The sequence below is a fragment of the Streptococcus cristatus genome (genome assembly GCF_003943465.1).
GTDB lineage: Bacteria > Bacillota > Bacilli > Lactobacillales > Streptococcaceae > Streptococcus > Streptococcus cristatus_C.
The window spans coordinates 90,161-111,492 of sequence record NZ_RJPR01000001.1 but is presented as its reverse complement, the minus strand read 5'-3'; the positions used below and the strand labels follow the sequence as shown (position 1 = coordinate 111,492).

The following is a 21,332-nucleotide window of genomic DNA, read 5'->3' as shown; positions in this document are numbered from 1 at the left end:
GAAAAGCGAAATTTATTCTTGCTATTTGCAAGGAAATCTAGTATAATTATTATTTGTGAGTGAACCTCACTTACCCCTTGCAGCGTCTTGGGGTCATTAGACCAAAAGGAGGAACATATCAATGGCTAAATACGAAATTCTTTATATTATTCGTCCAAACATTGAAGAAGAAGCTAAAAACGCTTTGGTAGCACGCTTTGACTCTATCTTGACTGACAACGGTGCAACTGTTGTTGAATCAAAAGACTGGGAAAAACGTCGTCTTGCATACGAAATCCAAGATTTCCGTGAAGGACTTTACCACATCGTTAACGTTGAAGCAAACGACGATGCAGCTCTTAAAGAGTTTGACCGTCTTTCAAAAATCAACGCTGACATTCTTCGTCACATGATCGTCAAACTTGACGCTTAAGAAGGTAAATTATGATTAATAACGTTGTACTTGTGGGACGTATGACCCGTGATGCTGAACTTCGCTATACACCGCAAAACCAAGCGGTCGCAACCTTTACTCTGGCTGTTAATCGCAACTTTAAAAATCAAAGTGGTGAGCGTGAAGCGGACTTTATCAATGTTGTTATCTGGCGTCAGCAGGCAGAAAATCTTGCTAATTGGGCCAAAAAAGGCGCTCTAATCGGAATTACTGGTCGCATCCAGACTCGTAACTACGACAATCAGCAAGGCCAGCGTGTCTATGTCACAGAAGTCGTTGCAGACAACTTCCAGCTTCTGGAAAGTCGTGCAAGCCGTGAAGGGCAGCCTTCAGCTGGCTTTGGTGGCGGTGGCTTCGGTGGAAACTCTGCACCAAGCTATGGTAATGCTGACTCATTCAACCAAGTACCGAATTTTTCTCGTGATGAAAGCCCATTCGGCAATTCAAACCCGATGGACATCTCAGACGATGATTTACCATTCTAATAATGGACAAAACTAGAACTATAATATAAAGGAGAATAACATGGCTCAACAACGTCGTGGCGGATTCAAACGCCGTAAAAAAGTTGATTACATCGCAGCAAACAAGATTGAATATGTTGATTACAAAGATACTGAGCTTCTTAGCCGTTTCGTTTCAGAACGTGGGAAAATCCTTCCTCGTCGTGTAACAGGAACTTCAGCTAAAAACCAACGTAAAGTAACAACAGCTATCAAACGCGCTCGCGTAATGGCTTTGATGCCTTTCGTAAATGAAGACTAATGAGAGCCCCTGCTTTTTGCAGGGGTTTTTGCTGTCTTGATGATAGGAAGGGACAGTGCTATAATAGGAGCAACTATCGAGATATGGGAGGTTTGCCATGACAGAAGAACTAGCCATCAGAAAGATGCTTTTTGAGGATATTGAAGGCTTATCGCATGCTTTTATCCAGCAAGGCTGGCCTGGTCGGAGAGAGATTTTAAAAAACTACTTTCTGGAGCAAGAGGCGGGTGAGCGCCAAGTTTTGGTGGCGGTTGTTGGTGAATTTTTGGCTGGCTACATTACAGTCATCCCATTGGCAAAGCATGGGCCTTTTGCTGGTCTTTATCCTGAGTTAACGGATTTTAATGTTTTTGAAAGTTTCCAAAAGCGAGGAATTGGCACAGCTTTATTGGACAAAGCAGAGCAAGTAGCGCAGCATTATTCAGATGTTGTCAGCTTGGGAGTTGGCCTGCATAAAGGCTATGGTCCAGCACAACGACTGTATGTAGGTCGTGGTTATATGCCAGATGGGTCAGGAGTTTGGTTTCAAAATCAGCCACTCACGCCCTATGCTTCGTGCGAGAATAACGATGAGTTGGTCTTATACTTTTCAAAAAGTGCAAAATAAAAGAGGTTGAAAAACCTCTTTTTTATGCTGCTTAATATTTCGCTGGCCCCATGGTTGCACTCTTGATATTGAAGCGCTTCTTGAGGTAGAAACGGAGTGCTAGGGTGATCCCTCCGATGATGGCAACGACAATGTTTGACAAATGTGGGTTGAGAGAGTCGGGCAGTAGACTAGAACCAATGATTGAAAGGGTCCAAAGACCAATGGCTACTAGCATGATAAGGATAGATTTGAGTAGATGTGGACGCTGGCTACGCTCAGTATCTGGTCCGTAAAAACGGTAAACGAAATGATAGAGGGCGTAGAAAGCGAGACCACCGACAATACTACCAAAGACAAGTGTCGTCATGCCGTAAACAGACGGTCGAGAAGATGCCAAATTGACGATGGAAGTCAGAACGGTGAAGAAACCGAAAATGAAAAGGACAGAATCTAGCATCATCCATTTTGGATCATCGTTTTGTTTTGGATGCTCGGCGTCATAGCGCTCCTTAGCAGTGAGAGAAGAGGCCCAGTAAGTTGGTGCACCGTAGAGAGCACGGGCAGGGATACCCTTGGCTTGATTTTCTAAAATGTTTGGAATGATTTCTTCTAAGATTGCTTTTACTTCTTCATCGGATTTGCCATCTTTGAGGAGTTGGTGAGTGGCGATGTGGAGAAATTCCTTGTTTTTCTTAGTTAGTTTGTCTGATACTACTTGTGACATGTGAGTCCTTTCTGCTGGTTAGAATAATTTTTTATGGAAGAGGTAGAGGGTCAGAGAGCCACTCAGAGCAAAGGCGATAAACATGATAATCCAGAAGGCATGTGGCTCGCCATTTAGAGGTAGTTCATTATCTTTGAAGTTCATCCCATAGGCTGAGAAGAGCATGGTCGGGATGGACATGACAACGGTTACCAAAGCCAGTGTCTTCATGACATTATTCTGGTTGTTGGAAATAATGGAAGCAAAAGTATCTGTCATGCTGTGGAGGATATTTCCATAAATATCAGCCATCTCAATGGCCTGCTGGGTCTCAATCAAAGTATCTTCCAGCAAATCTTCATCTTCCAAGTATTTCTTGATATTGCTGGTAGAGCTGGTTAGTTTTTTAATCACGCGTTCATTGGTTTTGAGGGAGGCTTTGAAATAGACAATGGTTTTTTCCAGCTCCATGAGCTCGATCAGTTCTTCATTTCGAGTTGACTGGTGCAGCTGGCTTTCAATCTGCTCGCTCTTGCGGTCAATGGAACGCAGGGCTGTCAGATATAGCTCGGCATTGCGGTAGAGAATCTGAAAGATAAAACGTGACCGCATGAAAGTATAAAAGTTACGCAAGCGACGGTGGATAAAGATATCCAGCAGGGGCAGCTTTTCCAAACAGGTCGTGATGATAGCTTCTTCTGTGATGATAATACCAAGCGGGATAGTAACATAGTAAGTCTGGTTATTCCGCTCCTCTGTGATAGGCACGTCTACGATGATCAGTGTGTACTCATCCTCGATGGTGACCCGAGACATTTCCTCGGCATCGAGTGGTGCTCGTAGGTCAGCTATGTCAATGCCAAAGGCGTTGGCGATTTCTAAAGATTCATTTTGGGAAGGATTGACCATATTTATCCAAGTTCCCGATTCAAGTGTATCAATCTCCTTGAACTCGGTTGTTGTTGATAAAAATACTTGCTTCATATCTCCTCCTAGAATCGTTTATAAGCACCGTCTTATTATACTACAAATTCTAGTCTTTTGGGAAAAAGTTTGCAGAAAAATTTGCTATAATAGAAGAAGTTTAAAGGTAAAGTGTGGAAGAGATGCAAGATAAAATTGTGATTCATGGAGCGCGAGCTCATAATTTAAAAAATATTGATGTGGAAATTCCCCGAGACAAGCTGGTCGTGGTGACCGGCCTGTCTGGTTCGGGCAAGTCTAGTCTGGCTTTTGATACCCTTTATGCTGAGGGGCAACGCCGCTATGTGGAGAGTCTGTCGGCCTATGCTCGGCAGTTTTTGGGCAATATGGAAAAGCCGGATGTGGACTCGATTGATGGTCTCAGCCCAGCTATTTCCATTGACCAGAAGACGACCAGCAAAAATCCTCGCTCAACAGTGGGAACTGCCACTGAAATCAATGACTACCTACGGCTGCTCTACGCCCGTGTTGGAACGCCCTACTGTGTCAATGGACATGGAGCTATTAAGGCTTCGTCTGTTGAACAGATTGTCGACAAGGTCTTAGAATTGCCAGAGCGTCAGCGGCTGCAGGTTTTAGCGCCGGTCATTCGCAAGAAAAAGGGCCAGCATAAGACCGTTTTTGACAAGATTCAGAAAGATGGTTATGTCCGGGTGCGCGTGGATGGCGATGTCTACGATGTAACAGAAGTGCCAGAGCTTTCTAAGAGCAAGCAGCATGATATTGAAGTCGTGGTGGACAGAATTGTCATCAAGGAAGGAGTGCGCAGTCGCCTCTTTGACTCGGTCGAAGCAGCTCTGCGGATTGCTGAGGGCTATGTGGTGATTGATACCATGGACGGTCAAGAACTACTCTTTTCTGAGCATTATGCCTGTCCAGTTTGTGGCTTTACAGTCCCAGAGCTAGAGCCGCGACTCTTTTCTTTCAATGCGCCTTTTGGCTCCTGTCCGGACTGTGATGGTCTAGGAGTTAAGCTGGAAGTGGATCTAGATGTGGTCGTGCCAGATTCTAGCAAGACTTTGCGCGAAGGAGCGCTAGCGCCTTGGAATCCCATCTCCTCCAACTACTATCCACAGATGCTGGAGCAGGCTATGGCAGCCTTTGGCATTGATATGGACAAGCCTTTTGAGGAGCTGACTGAGGAAGAAAAACAGCTGATTTTCTTTGGCTCAGATGGACGAGAGTTCCATTTTCACTATGAAAATGAGTTTGGCGGCGTGCGCGATATTGACATTCCTTTTGAGGGGGTTGTCACCAATATCAACCGGCGCTACCATGAAACCAATAGTGATTTTACTCGGACGCAGATGCGAACATATATGAATGAGCTGACTTGTGCAGCTTGTCATGGCTATCGACTCAGCCCTCAGGCCTTGTCTGTCAAGGTTGGCGGCGAAGATGGCTTGCATATCGGTGAGATTTCAGACTTGTCTATTTCAGATCATTTGCTTCAGTTGGACAAGCTTAGCTTGACTGACAACGAAGCTACGATTGCGCGGCCTATTCTCAAAGAAATCCATGACCGTCTGACCTTCCTTAATAATGTTGGCCTCAATTACCTGACTTTGTCTCGCTCGGCTGGGACTCTATCAGGAGGTGAGAGTCAGCGGATTCGTCTGGCGACTCAGATTGGTTCCAATCTAAGTGGCGTCCTCTATATCCTGGACGAGCCCTCGATTGGCTTGCACCAGCGTGACAATGACCGCCTGATTGCCAGCCTCAAGAAGATGCGCGACCTAGGCAATACCCTCATCGTGGTTGAGCACGACGAGGATACCATGCGGGAGGCTGACTGGCTGATTGATGTGGGACCAGGAGCCGGTGTTTTCGGCGGTGAAATTGTCGCAGCCGGCACTCCTGCACAAGTGGCTAAGAACAAGAAATCCATCACTGGTCAATACCTGTCAGGTAAGAGTGAGATTCCGGTACCATTGGAACGCCGTGTAGGCAATGGCCGCTTTATTGAAGTGACAGGGGCTCAGGAGAATAACTTGCAGAATATCTCAGCTAAATTCCCCTTGGGCAAATTTATCGCTGTGACGGGAGTTTCTGGATCCGGCAAGTCAACGCTGGTCAACTCTATCCTTAAGAAAGCCATCGCCCAAAAACTCAACCGCAACTCTGCTAAGCCAGGTAAGTTCAAGAAAATCAGCGGTATTGAGCATGTGGACAGACTGATTGATATCGACCAAAGTCCGATTGGCCGGACACCACGCTCTAATCCGGCTACTTATACTGGAGTCTTTGACGATATTCGCGATCTGTTTGCCAAGACCAATGAAGCCAAGATTCGCGGCTACAAAAAAGGCCGTTTCAGCTTTAACGTCAAGGGCGGTCGCTGTGAGGCCTGCTCGGGTGATGGAATTATCAAGATTGAGATGCACTTCCTACCTGACGTCTATGTGGCCTGTGAGGTCTGCCACGGCACTCGCTATAATAGTGAGACTCTGGAAGTCCACTACAAGGAGAAGAATATCGCTCAGGTTTTGGACATGACAGTCAATGATGCGGTGGAATTCTTTCAGCATATTCCTAAGATTGCCCGAAAACTCCAGACTATCAAGGACGTGGGGCTAGGCTATGTGACTCTGGGGCAGCCAGCCACAACCTTGTCAGGTGGTGAAGCCCAGCGGATGAAGCTGGCCAGTGAGCTTCATAAGCGCTCGACTGGCAAGTCCTTCTATATCTTGGATGAGCCGACCACAGGGCTTCATACAGAGGACATTGCTCGTTTGCTCAAGATTTTAGCCCGCTTCGTGGATGATGGCAATACGGTCCTCGTTATCGAGCACAATTTGGATGTTATCAAGACAGCTGACCATATCATCGACCTAGGCCCAGAAGGCGGTGTCGGTGGTGGTACGATTATTGCGACGGGTACACCAGAAGAGGTTGCAGCCAATCCAGCCAGCTACACTGGCCAGTATTTGAAAGGTAAGCTGAAATAAGATTTTTATTGTTCTAAAACACAGATCCCTCACTAGGCTAACCTAATGAGGGATTTTGGCTTACAGTTATGTGTGAAGCGAGGTACAGCCATTAGGGCTACCTGCTTAATATTCTTAGAATGTTTTCTCTTTGTCACGAACGACCAGTAAGTCCACTTTCGCGTGGCGAAGGATATACTCAGATGATGAGCCGACTAGGAGGCGTTCAAAGGCATTGAGACCAGTAGCTCCGACCATAATCAAGTCAACCTTGTGTTCGTCGGGAATGTCAGTCGCAAGGAGGGTTTTGGGATTACCCAATTCAATGACGATATCAACGTATTTGACCCCTGCTTTTTGCGCCTTTTCCTTGTACTCTGTCATTAACTTTTGTGCTTCTTCTTGGAGGTCTTCGTAGACCTCAGCGTCAAAGGTTGAGACGCTTTGGAGAGCCCGTGTATCAATCACGTGAGCAATTGTCAAGCGAGAAGCATTTCTCAGCGCTACATTAACCCCTTTTTCAAAAGCGAGTTCTGCTTCGCGAGAGCCGTCAACAGCGACCATGATATTTTCATATTTTTGTTGAGTCATAAAGCTACCTCCATCTTTTGTCGAATCCAAGATTCGAGTTTCTTATATCTTCACTTATATTGTAAACCTTTTCAGAAAAAAAGTAAAGCTGCAAATGAAATTCAGAAATCAAGTGAAATTATTGTGATGGATACATGTATTTTCCTAAGTTATAAGATATATTTTAATTCAAACGAGCTTTCCCAAATTCTTCCTAATTGTCAATCTTTTTTTCTGGTGGTATAATAAAATCATTCAGATGAATTGAGGAAAATAGGATGAAAGAATTTAATAAGTCCAGCAAACTGGAACATGTAGCCTATGATATTCGTGGACCGGTGTTGGATGAAGCGATGCGGATGCGGGCCAACGGAGAAAAAATCCTCCGCTTGAACACGGGAAATCCAGCTGAATTTGGCTTTACCGCACCAGACGAGGTCATTCATGATTTGATTATGAATGCGCGTGATAGTGAGGGTTACTCTGATTCTAAGGGGATTTTCTCAGCCCGTAAGGCCATTATGCAGTATTGCCAGCTCAGAAATTTCCCTAATGTTGATATCGATGATATTTATCTTGGAAATGGAGTCAGCGAGCTGATTGTTATGTCTATGCAGGGACTCTTGGATGATGGAGATGAGGTCTTAGTACCGATGCCGGACTACCCACTCTGGACGGCTGCAGTTAGTCTGGCTGGTGGGAATGCGGTTCATTATGTCTGTGATGAGCAGGCAGAATGGTATCCAGATATTGACGACATCAAGTCAAAAATCACCTCTAATACTAAGGCTATCATTATCATCAATCCTAACAATCCAACGGGAGCACTTTATCCTAAGGAACTTTTGCTGGAAATTGTGGAAATTGCTCGCCAGAACAATCTTATTATCTTTGCGGATGAAATTTATGACCGCATGGTGATGGATGGGCATGTGCATACGTCTGTAGCTAGTCTGGCTCCTGATGTTTTCTGTGTTAGTATGAATGGCCTGTCTAAGTCCCACCGTATCGCTGGTTTCCGAGTTGGCTGGATGGTGCTATCTGGTCCTAAGCGGCACGTTAAAGGGTATATTGAAGGCCTCAATATGCTTTCCAATATGCGCTTGTGCTCTAACGTCTTGGCCCAGCAGGTTGTGCAAACATCGCTTGGAGGTCACCAGTCGGTGGATGAATTGCTTTTGCCAGGTGGCCGTATCTATGAACAAAGAAACTTCATTTACAATGCCATTCAAGATATTCCGGGTTTGTCTGCAGTCAAACCTAAGGCGGGTCTTTACATCTTCCCGAAAATTGATCGAGAAATGTACCGGATCGATGATGATGAGCAGTTTGTCTTGGATTTCCTCAAGCAGGAAAAAGTCCTTCTTGTCCATGGACGAGGCTTTAACTGGAAGGATCCAGATCATTTCCGAATCGTTTATCTGCCTCGAGTAGATGAGCTAGCCCAGATCCAAGAAAAAATGACGCGCTTCCTGCGCCAATACCGCAGATAAGCATAAATTATAAGTCATAAACCGTTTAAAACAAATTCGTCTTAGAATTATTTTAAATGGTTTTTTTGATGAAGTGATTTTTTTCGCAATCATTAAATTCTGAATCTTTCAGAATTGTAGCGAATTTTTTTTCAATACACAATTTTCAGATAATTATTGAAAATTTCGGTCGATTATGGTACAATCAAGGGGACTAAATACGAGGTAAATGTATGGCAAAACTATTAGAAAAAACAAGGAAGATTACTTCTATCTTGAAACGTTCAGAGGAGCAACTTCAGGAAGAACTTCCTTACAATGCGATCACTCGCCAGCTTGCTGATATTATTCATTGCAATGCCTGCATCATCAACAGCAAGGGCCGTCTCTTGGGCTATTTCATGCGCTACAAGACAAATAATGATCGTGTAGAAGCCTTTTTCCAAGACAAGACATTCCCCAAAGAATATGTTCAAGAAGCAAACATGGTGTATGAGACGGAGGCTAATCTGCCTGTAACTCACGATTTGACGATTTTCCCAGTGGAAACCAAGGATGAATTCCCAGATGGTTTGACTACTATCGCACCGATTCATGTTTCCGGTATTCGCTTGGGCTCGCTGATTATCTGGCGCAATGACAAGGAATTTTTGGATGACGATTTGATTTTGGTCGAGATTGCCAGCACAGTAGTCGGTATCCAGCTGCTTAACTTCCAGCGGGAAGAGGACGAGAAGAACATCCGTCGCCGGACAGCTGTGACCATGGCGGTCAATACTCTGTCTTACTCAGAGCTAAGAGCTGTTTCAGCTATTCTGGGCGAGCTCAATGGCAATGAAGGGCAACTGACGGCTTCTGTCATTGCTGACCGCATCGGAATTACCCGCTCAGTGATTGTCAATGCTTTGCGCAAGCTGGAAAGTGCGGGGATTATTGAAAGCCGCTCGCTGGGGATGAAGGGAACTTATTTGAAAGTTCTTATTACGGATGTCTTTGATGAAATTAAAAAGAGGGACTACTAATGGCTAAAGCACTGATTTCCATTGATTATACAGTTGATTTTGTTGCAGATGAGGGCAAGTTGACAGCAGGAGCGCCAGCTCAGGCAATTTCTGAAGCCATTGCTCAAGTGACCAAGGCAGCTTTTGATCGAGGCGACTATATCTTCTTCGCTATTGATGCCCACGATGAAAATGATGCCTTTCATCCTGAGAGCAAGCTGTTTCCACCTCATAATATCAAAGGGACCAGTGGTCGCAATCTTTATGGTCCTTTGGCTGATTTTTATGACAAGCATCAAGCAGACTCTCGGGTCTTTTGGATGGATAAGCGCCATTATTCTGCTTTTTCTGGTACGGATTTAGATATCCGCCTGCGGGAAAGAAAGGTAGATACGGTCATTTTGACTGGAGTCTTGACGGATATTTGCGTCTTGCATACAGCGATTGATGCCTATAATCTTGGTTATCAGATTCAGGTGGTAGAGCCGGCAGTGGCTTCTCTGTCAGAGGAAAATCACAAATTTGCCTTAAATCACTTGCAAAATGTCCTGGGTTCGACTATAATAGATACAATTTAAGAGTAAAAGAGAAGCAGAGTAGGCTTGCTGACTTGCACAGAGAGTGCTGATGGCTGAGAGCAGCACCAAGAAAGCAAAAACCGAAGAACATGTTTCGTAATCTTTTGTGTGACCAAGCACAAACGCCACTCACGTTACGAGCTCAGAGGCTGCCTTTTAAGGCGGCGAATAACAGTGGTACCACGGCTTTCGTCTGTTTCATAGACGGAAGCTTTTTGTTTTGCAAAAGGGAAAGTGGATATGCTGGAAGAAAGTTGCTAATATACCTAAGGATAGGGCAGCTTGCAAATGGATTTGAGAGGGAAAGAATATGAAAGAAATTTTTATCGGAAACTACGGTTTAGAGCAGGTTGGACAGACCATGACCGCAACTGGCTGGGTGGCCAATATCCGCAATCACGGCAAGCTAGCCTTTATTGAATTACGGGACCGTGAGGGCTTGCTGCAGGTCTTCGTTGGCGGTGAGATTGAAGATTTTGCTAAGCTGGAAGACATTGGCAAAGAGGACGTCATTGCAGTGACGGGGCAAGTCGTTCAGCGGGAAGAGCGTTTTGTCAATAAGTCCATCAAGTCTGGTCAGGTTGAGCTGAGAGCTGAAAAGATTGAAGTTATTGCTAGCAGCAAGGCTCTGCCTTTTGAGCTGGACCAACATGCTCATACAGGGGAAGACCTGCGTCAGAAATACCGCTACCTGGACTTGCGCCGTGAGAAGATGACACATAACCTCAAACTTCGTCACCAGGTCACCTCAACCATTCGGGAATATTTGAACGGTTTGGACTTTTTGGAAGTGGAGACGCCTTATCTGACCAAGTCAACACCAGAAGGGGCTAGAGACTTCTTGGTGCCTAGTCGAGTCTTTAAAAATCAATTCTACGCCTTGCCACAGAGCCCACAGATGCTCAAGCAATTGCTGATGGGAGCAGGACTCGAGCGCTATTATCAGATTGTTCGTTGTTTCCGTGACGAAGACTTGCGGGGAGACCGTCAGCCAGAGTTTACCCAGGTGGATTTGGAGCTGAGTTTTGCCAGCGAGGAAGAAATCAGAGCTCTGGTTGAAGCTATGCTCAAGGCTGTTGTCAAGAAAACTCATGGTTTAGAGTTAACAGAAGATTTTCCGACTATCAGCTATGATGAGGCTATGAGCCGCTTCGGCTCTGATAAGCCAGATACACGCTTTGGTTTAGAGCTGAAGAATTTGACGGATTTATGCCAGTCCAATGACTCTCTTCTCATCAAGAAAGTCTTGGATAACCAAGAGGAAGTGATGGGAATCTGTGTGCCAGATGCGGCTAGTGCTTTTAGTAAGAAACAACTGAGTCATTACTATCAGGAAATGAAGGAATTTGGCTGCAGTCGTTTTGTCAGTCTAAAGGTTGAAAATAGTCAGTTAGTTGGTGATTTGGCTAGCACCTTTGAGGCTGAGAGTCGGGATTTACTAGCACGTTTTGAGGCCAAGGATGGAGACCTCATCCTGCTAGTCATGGCCAAGAAGCGTCGGGCTCAGGAAGCTTTGGGACATTTACGTATAGAAGTCGCGAAAGCTTTGAATTTGATTGACCCAAGTCTGCTTCATTTTCTCTGGGTTGTGGATTGGCCGCTGTTGGAGTGGAATGAAGACCAAAACCGCTATCAAGCTATGCACCATCCTTTCACACAGGGGATTTTTGAAGATGGACAGAAGCCAGACCAATTCCGTAGCCATGCCTACGACATCGTCTTGAATGGCTATGAAATCGGCGGTGGGAGTCTACGGATTCATGACAGGAAGGCTCAGGAAGCGATGTTTGAGCTATTGGGCATGAGCCGGGAAGACTATGAGCGGGACTTTGGTTTCTTCCTGGAAGCCTTAGAATACGGCTTCCCACCACACGGCGGCTTGGCTCTAGGCTTGGATCGCTTGGTTATGATTTTGGCTGGGGAAGAAAATATCCGCCAAGTCATTGCTTTTCCGAAAAATGGTACTGGCTTTGACCCTATGTTGGAAAGCCCAAGTTTGGTGGATCAAAGACAGCTCAAAGAACTGCATTTGGAATTGAAGAATTAGCCTGAAATATGGTAAAATGAAATGATGCGAATTCCTGAAGAATGGCAGGAAGAAGCTGAAGAAAAGAGCTAGCGGATGGCAAATAAATGAGCGTCCCTAGCTTGTCAAAGTAAAGGTGAGCTGAAGCTTGGAAATAAAGATATCATCTAGAAATTGTTATTTTTAGTCGCTAAAGCTCACATATCTTATGAAAGGAATCAGAGATGAAGATTACTCAAGAAGAAGTAAGTCACGTTGCTAAGCTGTCAAAACTGGCTTTTTCACCAGAAGAAACTGCTGAGTTTGCGACGACCTTAACCAAGATTGTCGATATGGTCGAATTGCTCAATGAAGTGGACACGGAGGGTGTGCCTTTCACTTCCAATGTGGCAGCTAACATCAACTATATGCGAGAAGATGTGGCTCAGCCAGGCTGGAACCGGGAAGAGCTTTTCCAAAATGTACCTGAAAAAGAGCGGGGCTACATCAAAGTGCCTGCCATCCTAGATGACGGAGGAGATGCCTAATGACTTTTAATCACAAGACCATTGAAGAGTTGCATGATCTGCTGGTCAAGAAAGAAATTTCTGCAGTAGAGTTAACTCAGGCGACTTTGGCAGACATCAAAGAACGTGAAGGAGCTGTGGACAGTTTCATTACTATCAGTGAAGAGGAAGCATTGGCTCAGGCTACAGCTCTGGATGCCAAGGGCATTGATGCGGACAATCTTATGAGCGGAATTCCGCTAGCGGTTAAGGACAATATCTCAACCAAGGGAATCTTGACGACGGCTGCATCTAAAATGCTCTACAACTATAAGCCGATTTTCGATGCAACCAGTGTAGAAAAGCTCTATGGTAAGGATATGATTATCGTCGGTAAGACCAACATGGACGAGTTTGCCATGGGTGGATCCAGCGAAAACTCTTACTTTAAGACGACTAAGAATGCTTGGGACAGCAGCAAGGTTCCTGGTGGATCATCAGGTGGTTCAGCGACAGCTGTTGCCTCTGGTCAGGTTCGCCTGTCACTAGGTTCGGATACGGGTGGTTCTATTCGTCAGCCTGCTTCCTTTAACGGTGTAGTCGGCCTCAAGCCAACCTACGGCCGTGTTTCCCGTTTTGGTCTCATTGCTTTTGGTTCTTCTTTAGACCAGATTGGGCCTTTCTCTCAGACAGTTAAGGAAAATGCTCAGCTTCTGAATGTTATTTCTGGTAATGATCCTAAGGATTCTACATCATCACAAGAGGCAGTGCCAGACTTTACCAGCAAGATTGGCCAAGATATCAAGGGCATGAAGATTGCCCTGCCTAAGGAATACATGGGTGAGGGAATTGACAGCAAGGTCAAGGAAACGATTCTGGCAGCAGCCAAGCACTTGGAAAGTCTAGGAGCTATCGTTGAAGAGGTTAGCCTGCCTCACAGCAAGTACGGCGTGGCAGTCTACTATATTATTGCTTCCTCTGAGGCTAGCTCTAACCTGCAGCGCTTTGACGGTATTCGCTATGGCTACCGCGCAGAAGGCATTGAAAATCTAGAAGATGTCTATGTTAAATCTCGTAGCGAAGGCTTTGGTGAAGAGGTGAAACGCCGCATCATGCTGGGAACTTTCAGTCTGTCATCTGGTTACTACGATGCCTACTTCAAGAAAGCTGGTCAGGTTCGGACCCTGATTATGCAGGATTTTGCCAAGGTATTTGAAAAATATGATTTGATCTTAGGCCCAACTGCACCAACGGTAGCTTATGACTTGGGCAGTCAAAACCAAGATCCAGTGGCCATGTATCTGGCTGACCTTTTGACCATTCCAGTCAATCTGGCTGGCCTGCCAGGTATTTCAATTCCAGCTGGCTTTGCAGATGGTCTTCCCGTCGGCTTGCAGCTGATTGGGAACCACTTCGATGAAGCGACCATCTATCAGGCAGCCGCAGCATTTGAAGCGACGACTGACTATCACAAACAGCAGCCAGTTATCTTTGGAGGTGAAAAATAATGAACTTTGAAACAGTTATCGGACTGGAAGTCCATGTTGAATTGAAGACAAATTCAAAAATTTTCTCACCGGCTCCAGCTCACTTCGGTGAGGATCCAAATGCCAACACCAATATCATCGACTGGTCTTTCCCAGGTGTTCTGCCTGTTATGAATAAAGGTGTCATTGACTATGGTATCAAGGCTGCGCTGGCTTTGAACATGGATATTCACCAGAAGATGCACTTTGACCGCAAGAATTACTTCTACCCGGACAATCCAAAAGCCTATCAAATTTCTCAGTTTGATGAGCCGATTGGCTATAATGGCTGGATTGAGATTGAGCTAGAAGATGGCACGACCAAGAAAATCCGTATCGAGCGAGCCCACTTGGAAGAAGATGCCGGAAAGAATACCCACGGCAGCGATGGCTACTCTTATGTGGACCTCAACCGCCAAGGAGTGCCACTGATTGAGATTGTCTCGGAAGCGGATATGCGTAGTCCAGAAGAAGCTTATGCCTACCTGACTGCCCTCAAGGAAATCATCCAGTATACGGGTATTTCGGATGTCAAGATGGAAGAGGGCTCCATGCGGGTGGACGCCAATATTTCCATCCGTCCTTACGGTCAGGAAGAGTTTGGTACCAAGACTGAGCTGAAAAACCTTAACTCCTTCAACTTTGTCCGTAAGGGTCTGGCCTTTGAGGAAAAACGTCAGGCTGAAATCCTACGCAGCGGTGGTCAAATCCGTCAAGAAACCCGTCGTTATGACGAAGCGACTGGCGAAACCTTGCTCATGCGGGTTAAAGAAGGTTCAGCGGACTACCGTTACTTCCCAGAGCCTGATCTGCCGATCTTTGAGATTGAAGATGCTTGGATTGAGCAAGTACGCAGTAGTCTGCCAGCCTTTCCAAAAGAACGTCGGGCTAAGTATGTGGGCGATTACGGTCTGTCTGACTATGATGCCAAGCAGTTGACAGCAACGAAGGCTGTGTCAGACTTCTTTGAAGCAGCTGTTGCTGCAGGTGGAGACGCTAAGGCTGTCTCTAACTGGCTCCAAGGAGAAGTGGCGCAATACCTCAATGCCGAAGGTAAGACCATCTCTGAGATTGAGCTGACGCCTGAGAATCTGACTGAGATGATTGCCCTGATTGCAGACGGAACGATTTCTTCTAAGATCGCTAAGAAGGTCTTTGTCCATCTGGCTAAAAATGGCGGCTCTGCAAAAGAGTATGTACAGAAAGCAGGATTGATCCAAATCTCAGATCCTGCCCAGTTATTGCCAATCATTCAGCAAGTCTTTGCGGATAATGAAAAAGCCATCAATGACTATAAGGGTGGCAATAAGAATGCGGCCAAGTCCTTGATTGGTCAGCTCATGAAGGCTACCAAGGGCCAAGCCAACCCACAAGTAGCACAAAAACTGCTCAACGAAGAGTTGGAGAAATTATAGAAATAAGCAGAAAACCAGTCGTGAGGCTGGTTTTCGCCTTTTATTTGAAGGGAACTTATGGTAAAATAGATAAAAAATAAAGGAGTTCTTATGTCAGAAATGAAAGTAAAACGCGGAACAGGCTTTGTAGGGATCATTGGGAATTTTCCAATTTTAATCAATGGTCAAAAGGTTGGTACAATCCAGAATGGCGATGAAGCGTCCTTTCCTATTGAGGGAGAAGAAGCTGTTGTTCGTGTAGGAGCAGCTCCTATGAGAACCAAGCCAGTGACAGTTAAAGCCGGGCAAACTTTGCTAGTTGAAACAAATTTTACAAATTTTTCTATCTGTATAGGAGTTTTGTTGCTTGGCCTGTTCTTTGGTGGCCTAGTGCGTGCGATTTTATTGCTTCTTGCTATGGCTTTAATGTTTCTTCTGCCTTTTTACTCAGCTAGGATTGAAGAATAAACTGAAGAATTTTTGTTGATAGGCTGGGTTAAAATAAAGGGGTTTCTGATGCCAAAATTTACCATTACACGTGCTACTGGGATGGTTGGAGTTGCCCAAAATGTTGCGGTATATCTAAATGGAGAGCTTGTGGATAAACTTGCGAATGATGAAAGTAAAACGCTGACTTTTGAGGGAGACAGTGCTGAACTACAGGTTGGACAAAGCTTTATGAAATCGCATAAGATTCAAGTGAAAGATGGCCAGAAAGTACTTATTACAGCTTCTGGAATGCGGGCTATGCTAGGGATTATTGGGCATATCTTAGGTTTTCCTTATTTACTTCTTGAGATAGAGGATTAAACATCTTTGGGCTCTGCTAAATCATGAAAAATCAGTCAAAACAGACTGATTTTTCTTTATGGTTTATGTTATAATGATCAAAGCTAACAGAAAGAGGTTGGGGATGTCAAAAGTTTTAAGGGGAACCCTTTATACCTTGGCTGCGGGGATTGCTTGGGGCTTATCGGGAACAAGTGGTCAATATCTGATGGAGCATGGTTTTTCGGCACTGAGCTTGACCAATATGCGCTTGTTGCTAGCGGGTTTGGTTTTGATGATGTTGGCTTATGCGACAAATAAAGATTCTTTTAAAGAGATTTGGAAAGACAAGAGCTCTCTTCTACACATTTTAATTTTTGCAGTTCTAGGCTTATTCATCAATCAATATGCATATTTAGCGGCCATTCATGAGACGAATGCAGGAACAGCAACGGTTTTACAATATCTCTGTCCTGTTGGTGTTTTGGCATACACTTGTATCAAAGACAGAGTAGCACCGACTGTGGCTCAGGTTTGCTCTATGATTTTGGCTATCGGAGGAACCTTTCTGATTGCGACCCACGGTCAGGTCAATCAGCTCTCGATGACGCCCAAAGGCTTATTTTTAGGTATTTTCTCAGCCTTTACATACGCGCTATATATTCTTTTGCCGATTGAGCTCATCAAAAGGTGGGGAAGCATGCTGGTTATCGGGATTGGGATGACCATTGCAGGTATCTTGCTCCTTCCTTTCAGCGGTATTTTCCAGCATCAGTGGCAAGTCCGTTTGGATATCCTTCTAGCCTTGGTCGGCATCATTGTTATCGGGACAATCTTTGCTTACACTGTCTTTTTGAAGGGAACAAGTTTGGTTGGTCCTGTTAAATCTAGTCTCTTAGCTTCGATTGAGCCAATTTCAGCGGTCTTCTTTGCTTGTGTCATTATGAATGAACGCTTTTATCTGCTTGATTTTGTAGGTATGGGCATGATTTTGCTAGCTGTCCTATTGATATCTGTCAAGGACTTAATCTTGGAAAAGAAAAAAGGTTTCTTATAAGCAAGAAAGAATAAGCAAAGACCTAGCTCTATGTAGAGCTAGGTCTTTGTTGTTTACTTATTCGGTTTATTCATTGCTTTCTGAGCTGCCAAAGAATGCTTTGTACAGAGCACGGATGGCCTCTTTTTCTTGGTTCTTATTGACAACAAACATGATAGAAACTTCACTTGAACCTTGTGACATCATTTGGATATTGATTTTGTTGTCAGAAAGAGCTCTAGTCGCAGTAGCGGTCACCCCGATATGACTTTTCATTTTTTCGCCGACAATCATGATGATAGAAAGATCATGCTCAATCTCAGCGTAGTCTACTTCTGCTTTTTGTACAAGCTGGCGTAGAATCTCTTCTTCTTTAATTGGAGTTAATTCACGTTCGCGAAGAATGATGGAAAGATCATCGATTCCTGTTGGCATATGCTCCCAACCGATATTTAAATCTTCCAAAATCTGAAGCGCCTTTCGGCCAAATCCAACTTCTCGGTTCATGAGATACTTGGACATGTTAATACTTACGAAGCCAGAATCACCAGCGATTCCTACAACAGGAGGATGATCTTCGCTATGTTTATGGACGATGCGCGTACCAGGGTGCTCTGGATTGTTGGTATTTTTGATAACGAGTGGAATTTTTCCGCGATAGGCTGGAAGCAGAGCTTCATCGTGAAGGACGGTAAAACCTGCATAGGCTAATTCTCGCATTTCACGGTAAGTGAGCTCAGCGATGGAGCGTGGCTTATGAATAATCCCAGGGTGAGCAGCAAAGATGCCGTCCACATCAGTGAAATTTTCGTAGACATCAGCTTTGACACCAGCTGCAATAATTGATCCTGTAATATCCGACCCGCCACGGGAAAAAGTACAGATCTGTCCATCTTGAGTGACACCAAAGAAGCCAGGGATGACAAGGACTTCATCGGAATGAATTAGTTCTTCCAATTTATCATAGCTTGAAGGAAGGATTCGAGCATTTCCTGGTTCGCTTGAAACCACTAGTCCAGCTTCTCTAGGATGGACGTAGCGAGCCGGAATGCCATTGTGGTTAAAGTAAGCTGCGATGAGCTTAGCATTGTTGTTTTCACCAGCTGCTAGGAAAGTATCGTAAAGAAATTCATTATTTTCAATTGGCAGAGTAGCTAGGGAGATGATGCTCTTAGAGATTTTTTCAATAATTGCAGATTTTAGACCTAGCTCAGAGACCATATCGGAGTAGCGCTTAATAATCCAATTTTGCTCCTTTGAGACATCATTTCCTGCAATGTACTGGCGATAATACTTGATCAGGGCATCGGTGACTTTTGTATCCTGGTCATCTCTTTTTCCTGGTGCAGAAACGACAACGAAGCGACGCTCAGCATCAGACTTTACAATATGTAAGACTTTTTCTAATTGTGAAGCAGAAGCGAGTGAACTTCCGCCAAATTTTACAACTTTCATAGAAACTCCTAAACATGATTTAGGAAAAATTATAACAAAATTCTGAAAATTTTGCAAATCTATCAGAAGCACTGCTTTATGTAAATTTATTGCAAAAATAAGCAAAAAACGAATATGAAATCAAATTTTCCAGTTTTTGTTTTCTTTCTTACATCTTTTATGCTAGAATAAATGTAATTTGACTATCAAATTATTTAATTATGAAATAAAATGACTGTGATTACCCAGTCTGGAATGGAGTTAGAATGACTTTTAATGGTATTCTTTATAAGGTAGTTGATGAAGTGGCAACTATTACCTTCAATCGTCCTGAAGTTTCAAATGGTTTCAATATTCCGATGTGTGAGGAGATTTTAGAAGCGATTGAGCTGGCCGCAAATGATGAGGCAGTGAAGTTTCTAGTGATCAATGCCAATGGGAAGGTCTTTTCTGTCGGTGGCGACCTAGCTGAGATGCAAAGAGCTGTCAGTGCTGACGATATTCAATCCTTGGTAAAAATTGCAGAGCTGGTCAATGATATTTCCTTTGCCATGAAACGACTACCCAAGCCAGTTATTATGAGTGTGGATGGCCCTGTTGCTGGTGCAGCTGCCAATATGGTCGTGGCTGCAGATTTCTGCATTGCGACAGAAAAATCTCGCTTCATTCAAGCTTTTGTGGGAGTGGGCTTAGCGCCAGATGCCGGTGGACTTTATCTTCTGACTCGGGCAATTGGTGTGACTCGGGCGACGCATTTGGTCATGACGGGAGAGGCCTTGACTGCGGAGAAGGCTCTGGATTATGGTTTGCTCTATAAAGTTTGTGAAGTAGAAAAACTGGAAAAAACAACGGAACAGTTGCTGAAGAAGCTAAAACGCGGTTCGCTGAATTCTTACAGAGCTATGAAAGAAATGGTCTGGAAGAGCCTGTTCAGCGGTTGGAAAGAATATGCGGAGTTGGAGTTATCTTTACAGAAGTCTCTTGCTTTCACTGAGGACTTCAAAGAAGGTGTCCAAGCTTATACTGAGAAGCGTCGTCCACAATTTGCAGGTAAGTAAGGATTTGCAGGACAGGATAAGAAAATTGTTTGAAAATCAAATAAATTTTCAAAAGGACTTGCAAATTATTTTGAGATCTGATAAAATTTGAATGTCAAAGTATTTATGAAGGAGGTGTTGGTTTGAATTATCAATTAGTCAATGATTATTTAACGTCCATTTTTAATAATGTTTTGGTTATTGAAGAGTCCAGCCTCCGAGGCAGTCAATTTAAAGACGTCTCCATTAAAGAAATGCACACTATTGATGTTATTGGTACCATGCCTAATGCGACTCCAAGCGATATTTCAAAGGAATTGTTAGTCACTTTGGGGACTGTCACAACCAGCTTGAATAACTTGGAGCGTAAAGGGTATATCGAGCGTCGCCGTTCATCCATTGACCGTCGTGTAGTTCATCTGAGTTTGACTAAGAAGGGGAGGCTCTTGTATCGCCTTCATAAACGTTTCCACAATCGCATGGTTATGCAAGTAGTGGCAGGAATGTCCCCAGAAGAAAAAAATGCAATGCAAAAAGGTTTGCAGAACTTGTATAATTTTTTAGAGGAGTTGAAATAATGAACTATGCAAGAATTACTCAAGTAGCTCATTATGCTCCAGAGCAGGTTGTCACAAATGATGATCTGGCCAAAATTATGGATACAAGTGATGAATGGATCTCAAGTCGAACAGGTATCAAACAACGACATTTATCTCGGACTGAGTCAACCAGTGCTTTAGCTACAAAGGTTACTGAGCAATTGCTAGAAAAGGCTCAATTATCTGCTGATCAGCTTGATTTTATCATTGTTGCGACGATCACTCCGGATTCTATGATGCCGTCAACTGCAGCTAGGGTGCAGGCCAATATTGGAGCTGCCAAGGCTTTTGCTTTTGACTTGACGGCAGCTTGCAGTGGCTTCATCTTTGCCTTATCAACTGGAGAAAAGTTCATTTCCTCTGGTCGCTATCAAAGAGGTTTGGTCATCGGTAGCGAAACGCTATCAAAAGTCGTTGATTGGTCGGATCGTGCGACGTCAGTCTTATTTGGTGATGGGGCTGGGGGAGTCTTGCTTGAAGCGGCAGAAAAGCAGCATTTTTGGGCTGAAAGTCAGTTTACTGATGGCTTGAGAGGTCAGAGTTTGACTTGTGGTGGACTTGGTTTGTCCTCTCCGTTTTCGGAAAAGCAAGTTGATGATCGCTATTTGAAAATGGAAGGCCGAGCAATCTTTGATTTCGCCATTCGTGATGTAGCACAGTCTATCAAAAATACCATTGAAGAGAGTCCATTTTCAGTGGAGGAGCTTGATTATCTGCTTTTGCATCAGGCCAATATCCGAATTTTAGATAAAATGGCTAAGAAACTCGGAGTTTCTCGGGAAAAACTACCTGCTAATATGATGGAATATGGCAATACTAGTGCAGCTAGCATCCCGATTTTATTATCTGAGTGTGTCCAACAGGACTTGATTAAGCTGAACGGAGATCAGACTATTTTATTGTCAGGTTTCGGTGGAGGTTTGACATGGGGCACGCTTATTGTTACAATTTAGTTAATCATGTGGAAACACATAGATAAAAAATATATTTTTTAAAGGAGTCTAT

At 44.2% G+C, this 21,332-nt stretch carries 22 protein-coding genes; 18 read left to right on the top strand and 4 right to left on the bottom strand.

Annotation, left to right across the window (positions count from 1 at the left end; translation table 11 throughout):
• The first annotated feature begins 121 nt into the window (after positions 1–121).
• The 4 genes from rpsF to D8793_RS00560 all read left to right on the top strand — a co-directional run bounded on the left by rpsF (position 122) and on the right by D8793_RS00560 (position 1,805).
• The gene (gene rpsF / locus D8793_RS00575) at positions 122–412 is read left to right on the top strand and encodes a 30S ribosomal protein S6 (RefSeq protein ID WP_002896497.1); all 291 of its coding nucleotides are present in this window, start codon (positions 122–124) and stop codon (positions 410–412) included.
• Between the two features lie 11 nt (positions 413–423).
• Entirely contained in the window at positions 424–918 is a 495-nt protein-coding gene (locus D8793_RS00570) for a single-stranded DNA-binding protein (protein WP_005591685.1), read from the top strand.
• A 40-nt stretch (positions 919–958) separates the two neighbouring features.
• Entirely contained in the window at positions 959–1,198 is a 240-nt protein-coding gene (gene rpsR / locus D8793_RS00565; RefSeq protein ID WP_000068664.1) for a 30S ribosomal protein S18, read from the top strand.
• Between the two features lie 97 nt (positions 1,199–1,295).
• On the top strand, positions 1,296–1,805 hold the full coding sequence (locus D8793_RS00560) for a GNAT family N-acetyltransferase (RefSeq protein ID WP_125371162.1): 510 nt from the start codon (positions 1,296–1,298) through the stop codon (positions 1,803–1,805).
• 31 nt (positions 1,806–1,836) lie between these two features.
• Here the strand turns inward: D8793_RS00560 and D8793_RS00555 are convergent, their stop codons facing one another.
• Together D8793_RS00555 and D8793_RS00550 are read right to left on the bottom strand one after the other, a co-directional pair.
• Positions 1,837–2,511, bottom strand: a complete 675-nt coding sequence (locus D8793_RS00555; RefSeq protein ID WP_125371161.1) for a DUF1129 domain-containing protein — start codon at positions 2,509–2,511, stop codon at positions 1,837–1,839.
• Between the two features lie 18 nt (positions 2,512–2,529).
• Positions 2,530–3,474: a magnesium transporter CorA family protein gene (locus D8793_RS00550; RefSeq protein ID WP_045500579.1), complete on the bottom strand. Its 945-nt coding sequence runs from the start codon at positions 3,472–3,474 to the stop codon at positions 2,530–2,532.
• A gap of 122 nt (positions 3,475–3,596) precedes the next feature.
• Here D8793_RS00550 and uvrA point away from each other — a divergent pair, with 122 nt between their 5' ends.
• Positions 3,597–6,422 (top strand): excinuclease ABC subunit UvrA, encoded by a 2,826-nt coding sequence (gene uvrA, locus D8793_RS00545; protein ID WP_125371160.1) that lies wholly within the window; start codon positions 3,597–3,599, stop codon positions 6,420–6,422.
• 114 nt (positions 6,423–6,536) lie between these two features.
• On the opposite strand, the gene D8793_RS00540 is transcribed toward uvrA, so the two are convergent.
• Complete coding sequence (locus D8793_RS00540) at positions 6,537–6,992, bottom strand: universal stress protein (RefSeq protein ID WP_061422220.1); 456 nt, start codon at positions 6,990–6,992, stop codon at positions 6,537–6,539.
• A gap of 257 nt (positions 6,993–7,249) precedes the next feature.
• On the opposite strand from D8793_RS00540, the gene D8793_RS00535 reads away from it, so the two are divergent.
• The 10 genes from D8793_RS00535 to D8793_RS00490 all read left to right on the top strand — a co-directional run bounded on the left by D8793_RS00535 (position 7,250) and on the right by D8793_RS00490 (position 17,278).
• Complete coding sequence (locus D8793_RS00535; protein WP_125371159.1) at positions 7,250–8,464, top strand: pyridoxal phosphate-dependent aminotransferase; 1,215 nt, start codon at positions 7,250–7,252, stop codon at positions 8,462–8,464.
• A 212-nt stretch (positions 8,465–8,676) separates the two neighbouring features.
• On the top strand, positions 8,677–9,465 hold the full coding sequence (codY, locus tag D8793_RS00530) for a GTP-sensing pleiotropic transcriptional regulator CodY (RefSeq protein WP_125371158.1): 789 nt from the start codon (positions 8,677–8,679) through the stop codon (positions 9,463–9,465).
• On the top strand, positions 9,465–10,022 hold the full coding sequence (locus D8793_RS00525) for a cysteine hydrolase family protein (RefSeq protein WP_002911884.1): 558 nt from the start codon (positions 9,465–9,467) through the stop codon (positions 10,020–10,022). The genes codY and D8793_RS00525 overlap by 1 nt, the downstream gene beginning before the upstream one ends.
• 310 nt (positions 10,023–10,332) lie before the next feature.
• A complete protein-coding gene (gene aspS, locus D8793_RS00520; protein ID WP_125371157.1) occupies positions 10,333–12,069 on the top strand; it encodes an aspartate--tRNA ligase in 1,737 nt (578 codons plus the stop codon).
• Positions 12,070–12,272: 203 nt separating this feature from the next.
• On the top strand, positions 12,273–12,575 hold the full coding sequence (gene gatC / locus D8793_RS00515; protein WP_002896305.1) for an Asp-tRNA(Asn)/Glu-tRNA(Gln) amidotransferase subunit GatC: 303 nt from the start codon (positions 12,273–12,275) through the stop codon (positions 12,573–12,575).
• On the top strand, positions 12,575–14,041 hold the full coding sequence (gatA, locus tag D8793_RS00510) for an Asp-tRNA(Asn)/Glu-tRNA(Gln) amidotransferase subunit GatA (protein ID WP_125371156.1): 1,467 nt from the start codon (positions 12,575–12,577) through the stop codon (positions 14,039–14,041). Before gatC ends, gatA begins: the two co-directional genes overlap by 1 nt.
• Complete coding sequence (gene gatB, locus D8793_RS00505) at positions 14,041–15,474, top strand: Asp-tRNA(Asn)/Glu-tRNA(Gln) amidotransferase subunit GatB (RefSeq protein WP_125371155.1); 1,434 nt, start codon at positions 14,041–14,043, stop codon at positions 15,472–15,474. Before gatA ends, gatB begins: the two co-directional genes overlap by 1 nt.
• 90 nt (positions 15,475–15,564) lie before the next feature.
• The gene (locus D8793_RS00500; RefSeq protein ID WP_125371154.1) at positions 15,565–15,921 is read left to right on the top strand and encodes a hypothetical protein; all 357 of its coding nucleotides are present in this window, start codon (positions 15,565–15,567) and stop codon (positions 15,919–15,921) included.
• Between the two features lie 48 nt (positions 15,922–15,969).
• Positions 15,970–16,263: a hypothetical protein gene (locus D8793_RS00495; RefSeq protein ID WP_125371153.1), complete on the top strand. Its 294-nt coding sequence runs from the start codon at positions 15,970–15,972 to the stop codon at positions 16,261–16,263.
• A gap of 103 nt (positions 16,264–16,366) precedes the next feature.
• Positions 16,367–17,278 carry a DMT family transporter gene (locus D8793_RS00490; protein WP_125371152.1) on the top strand — a complete coding sequence of 304 codons (912 nt, stop codon included), beginning with the start codon at positions 16,367–16,369 and terminating at the stop codon, positions 17,276–17,278.
• Between the two features lie 66 nt (positions 17,279–17,344).
• Here the strand turns inward: D8793_RS00490 and D8793_RS00485 are convergent, their stop codons facing one another.
• Positions 17,345–18,712, bottom strand: coding sequence for an aspartate kinase (locus D8793_RS00485; protein WP_125371151.1), 1,368 nt, complete (start codon positions 18,710–18,712; stop codon positions 17,345–17,347).
• 245 nt (positions 18,713–18,957) lie between these two features.
• Here D8793_RS00485 and fabM point away from each other — a divergent pair, with 245 nt between their 5' ends.
• From fabM to D8793_RS00470, 3 genes are all read left to right on the top strand, one after another.
• The gene (fabM, locus tag D8793_RS00480) at positions 18,958–19,749 is read left to right on the top strand and encodes a trans-2-decenoyl-ACP isomerase (protein WP_061422230.1); all 792 of its coding nucleotides are present in this window, start codon (positions 18,958–18,960) and stop codon (positions 19,747–19,749) included.
• Positions 19,750–19,871: 122 nt separating this feature from the next.
• Entirely contained in the window at positions 19,872–20,306 is a 435-nt protein-coding gene (fabT, locus tag D8793_RS00475) for a fatty acid biosynthesis transcriptional regulator FabT (protein ID WP_125371150.1), read from the top strand.
• Entirely contained in the window at positions 20,306–21,280 is a 975-nt protein-coding gene (locus tag D8793_RS00470; RefSeq protein ID WP_125371149.1) for a beta-ketoacyl-ACP synthase III, read from the top strand. The genes fabT and D8793_RS00470 overlap by 1 nt, the downstream gene beginning before the upstream one ends.
• Positions 21,281–21,332: the final 52 nt, after the last annotated feature.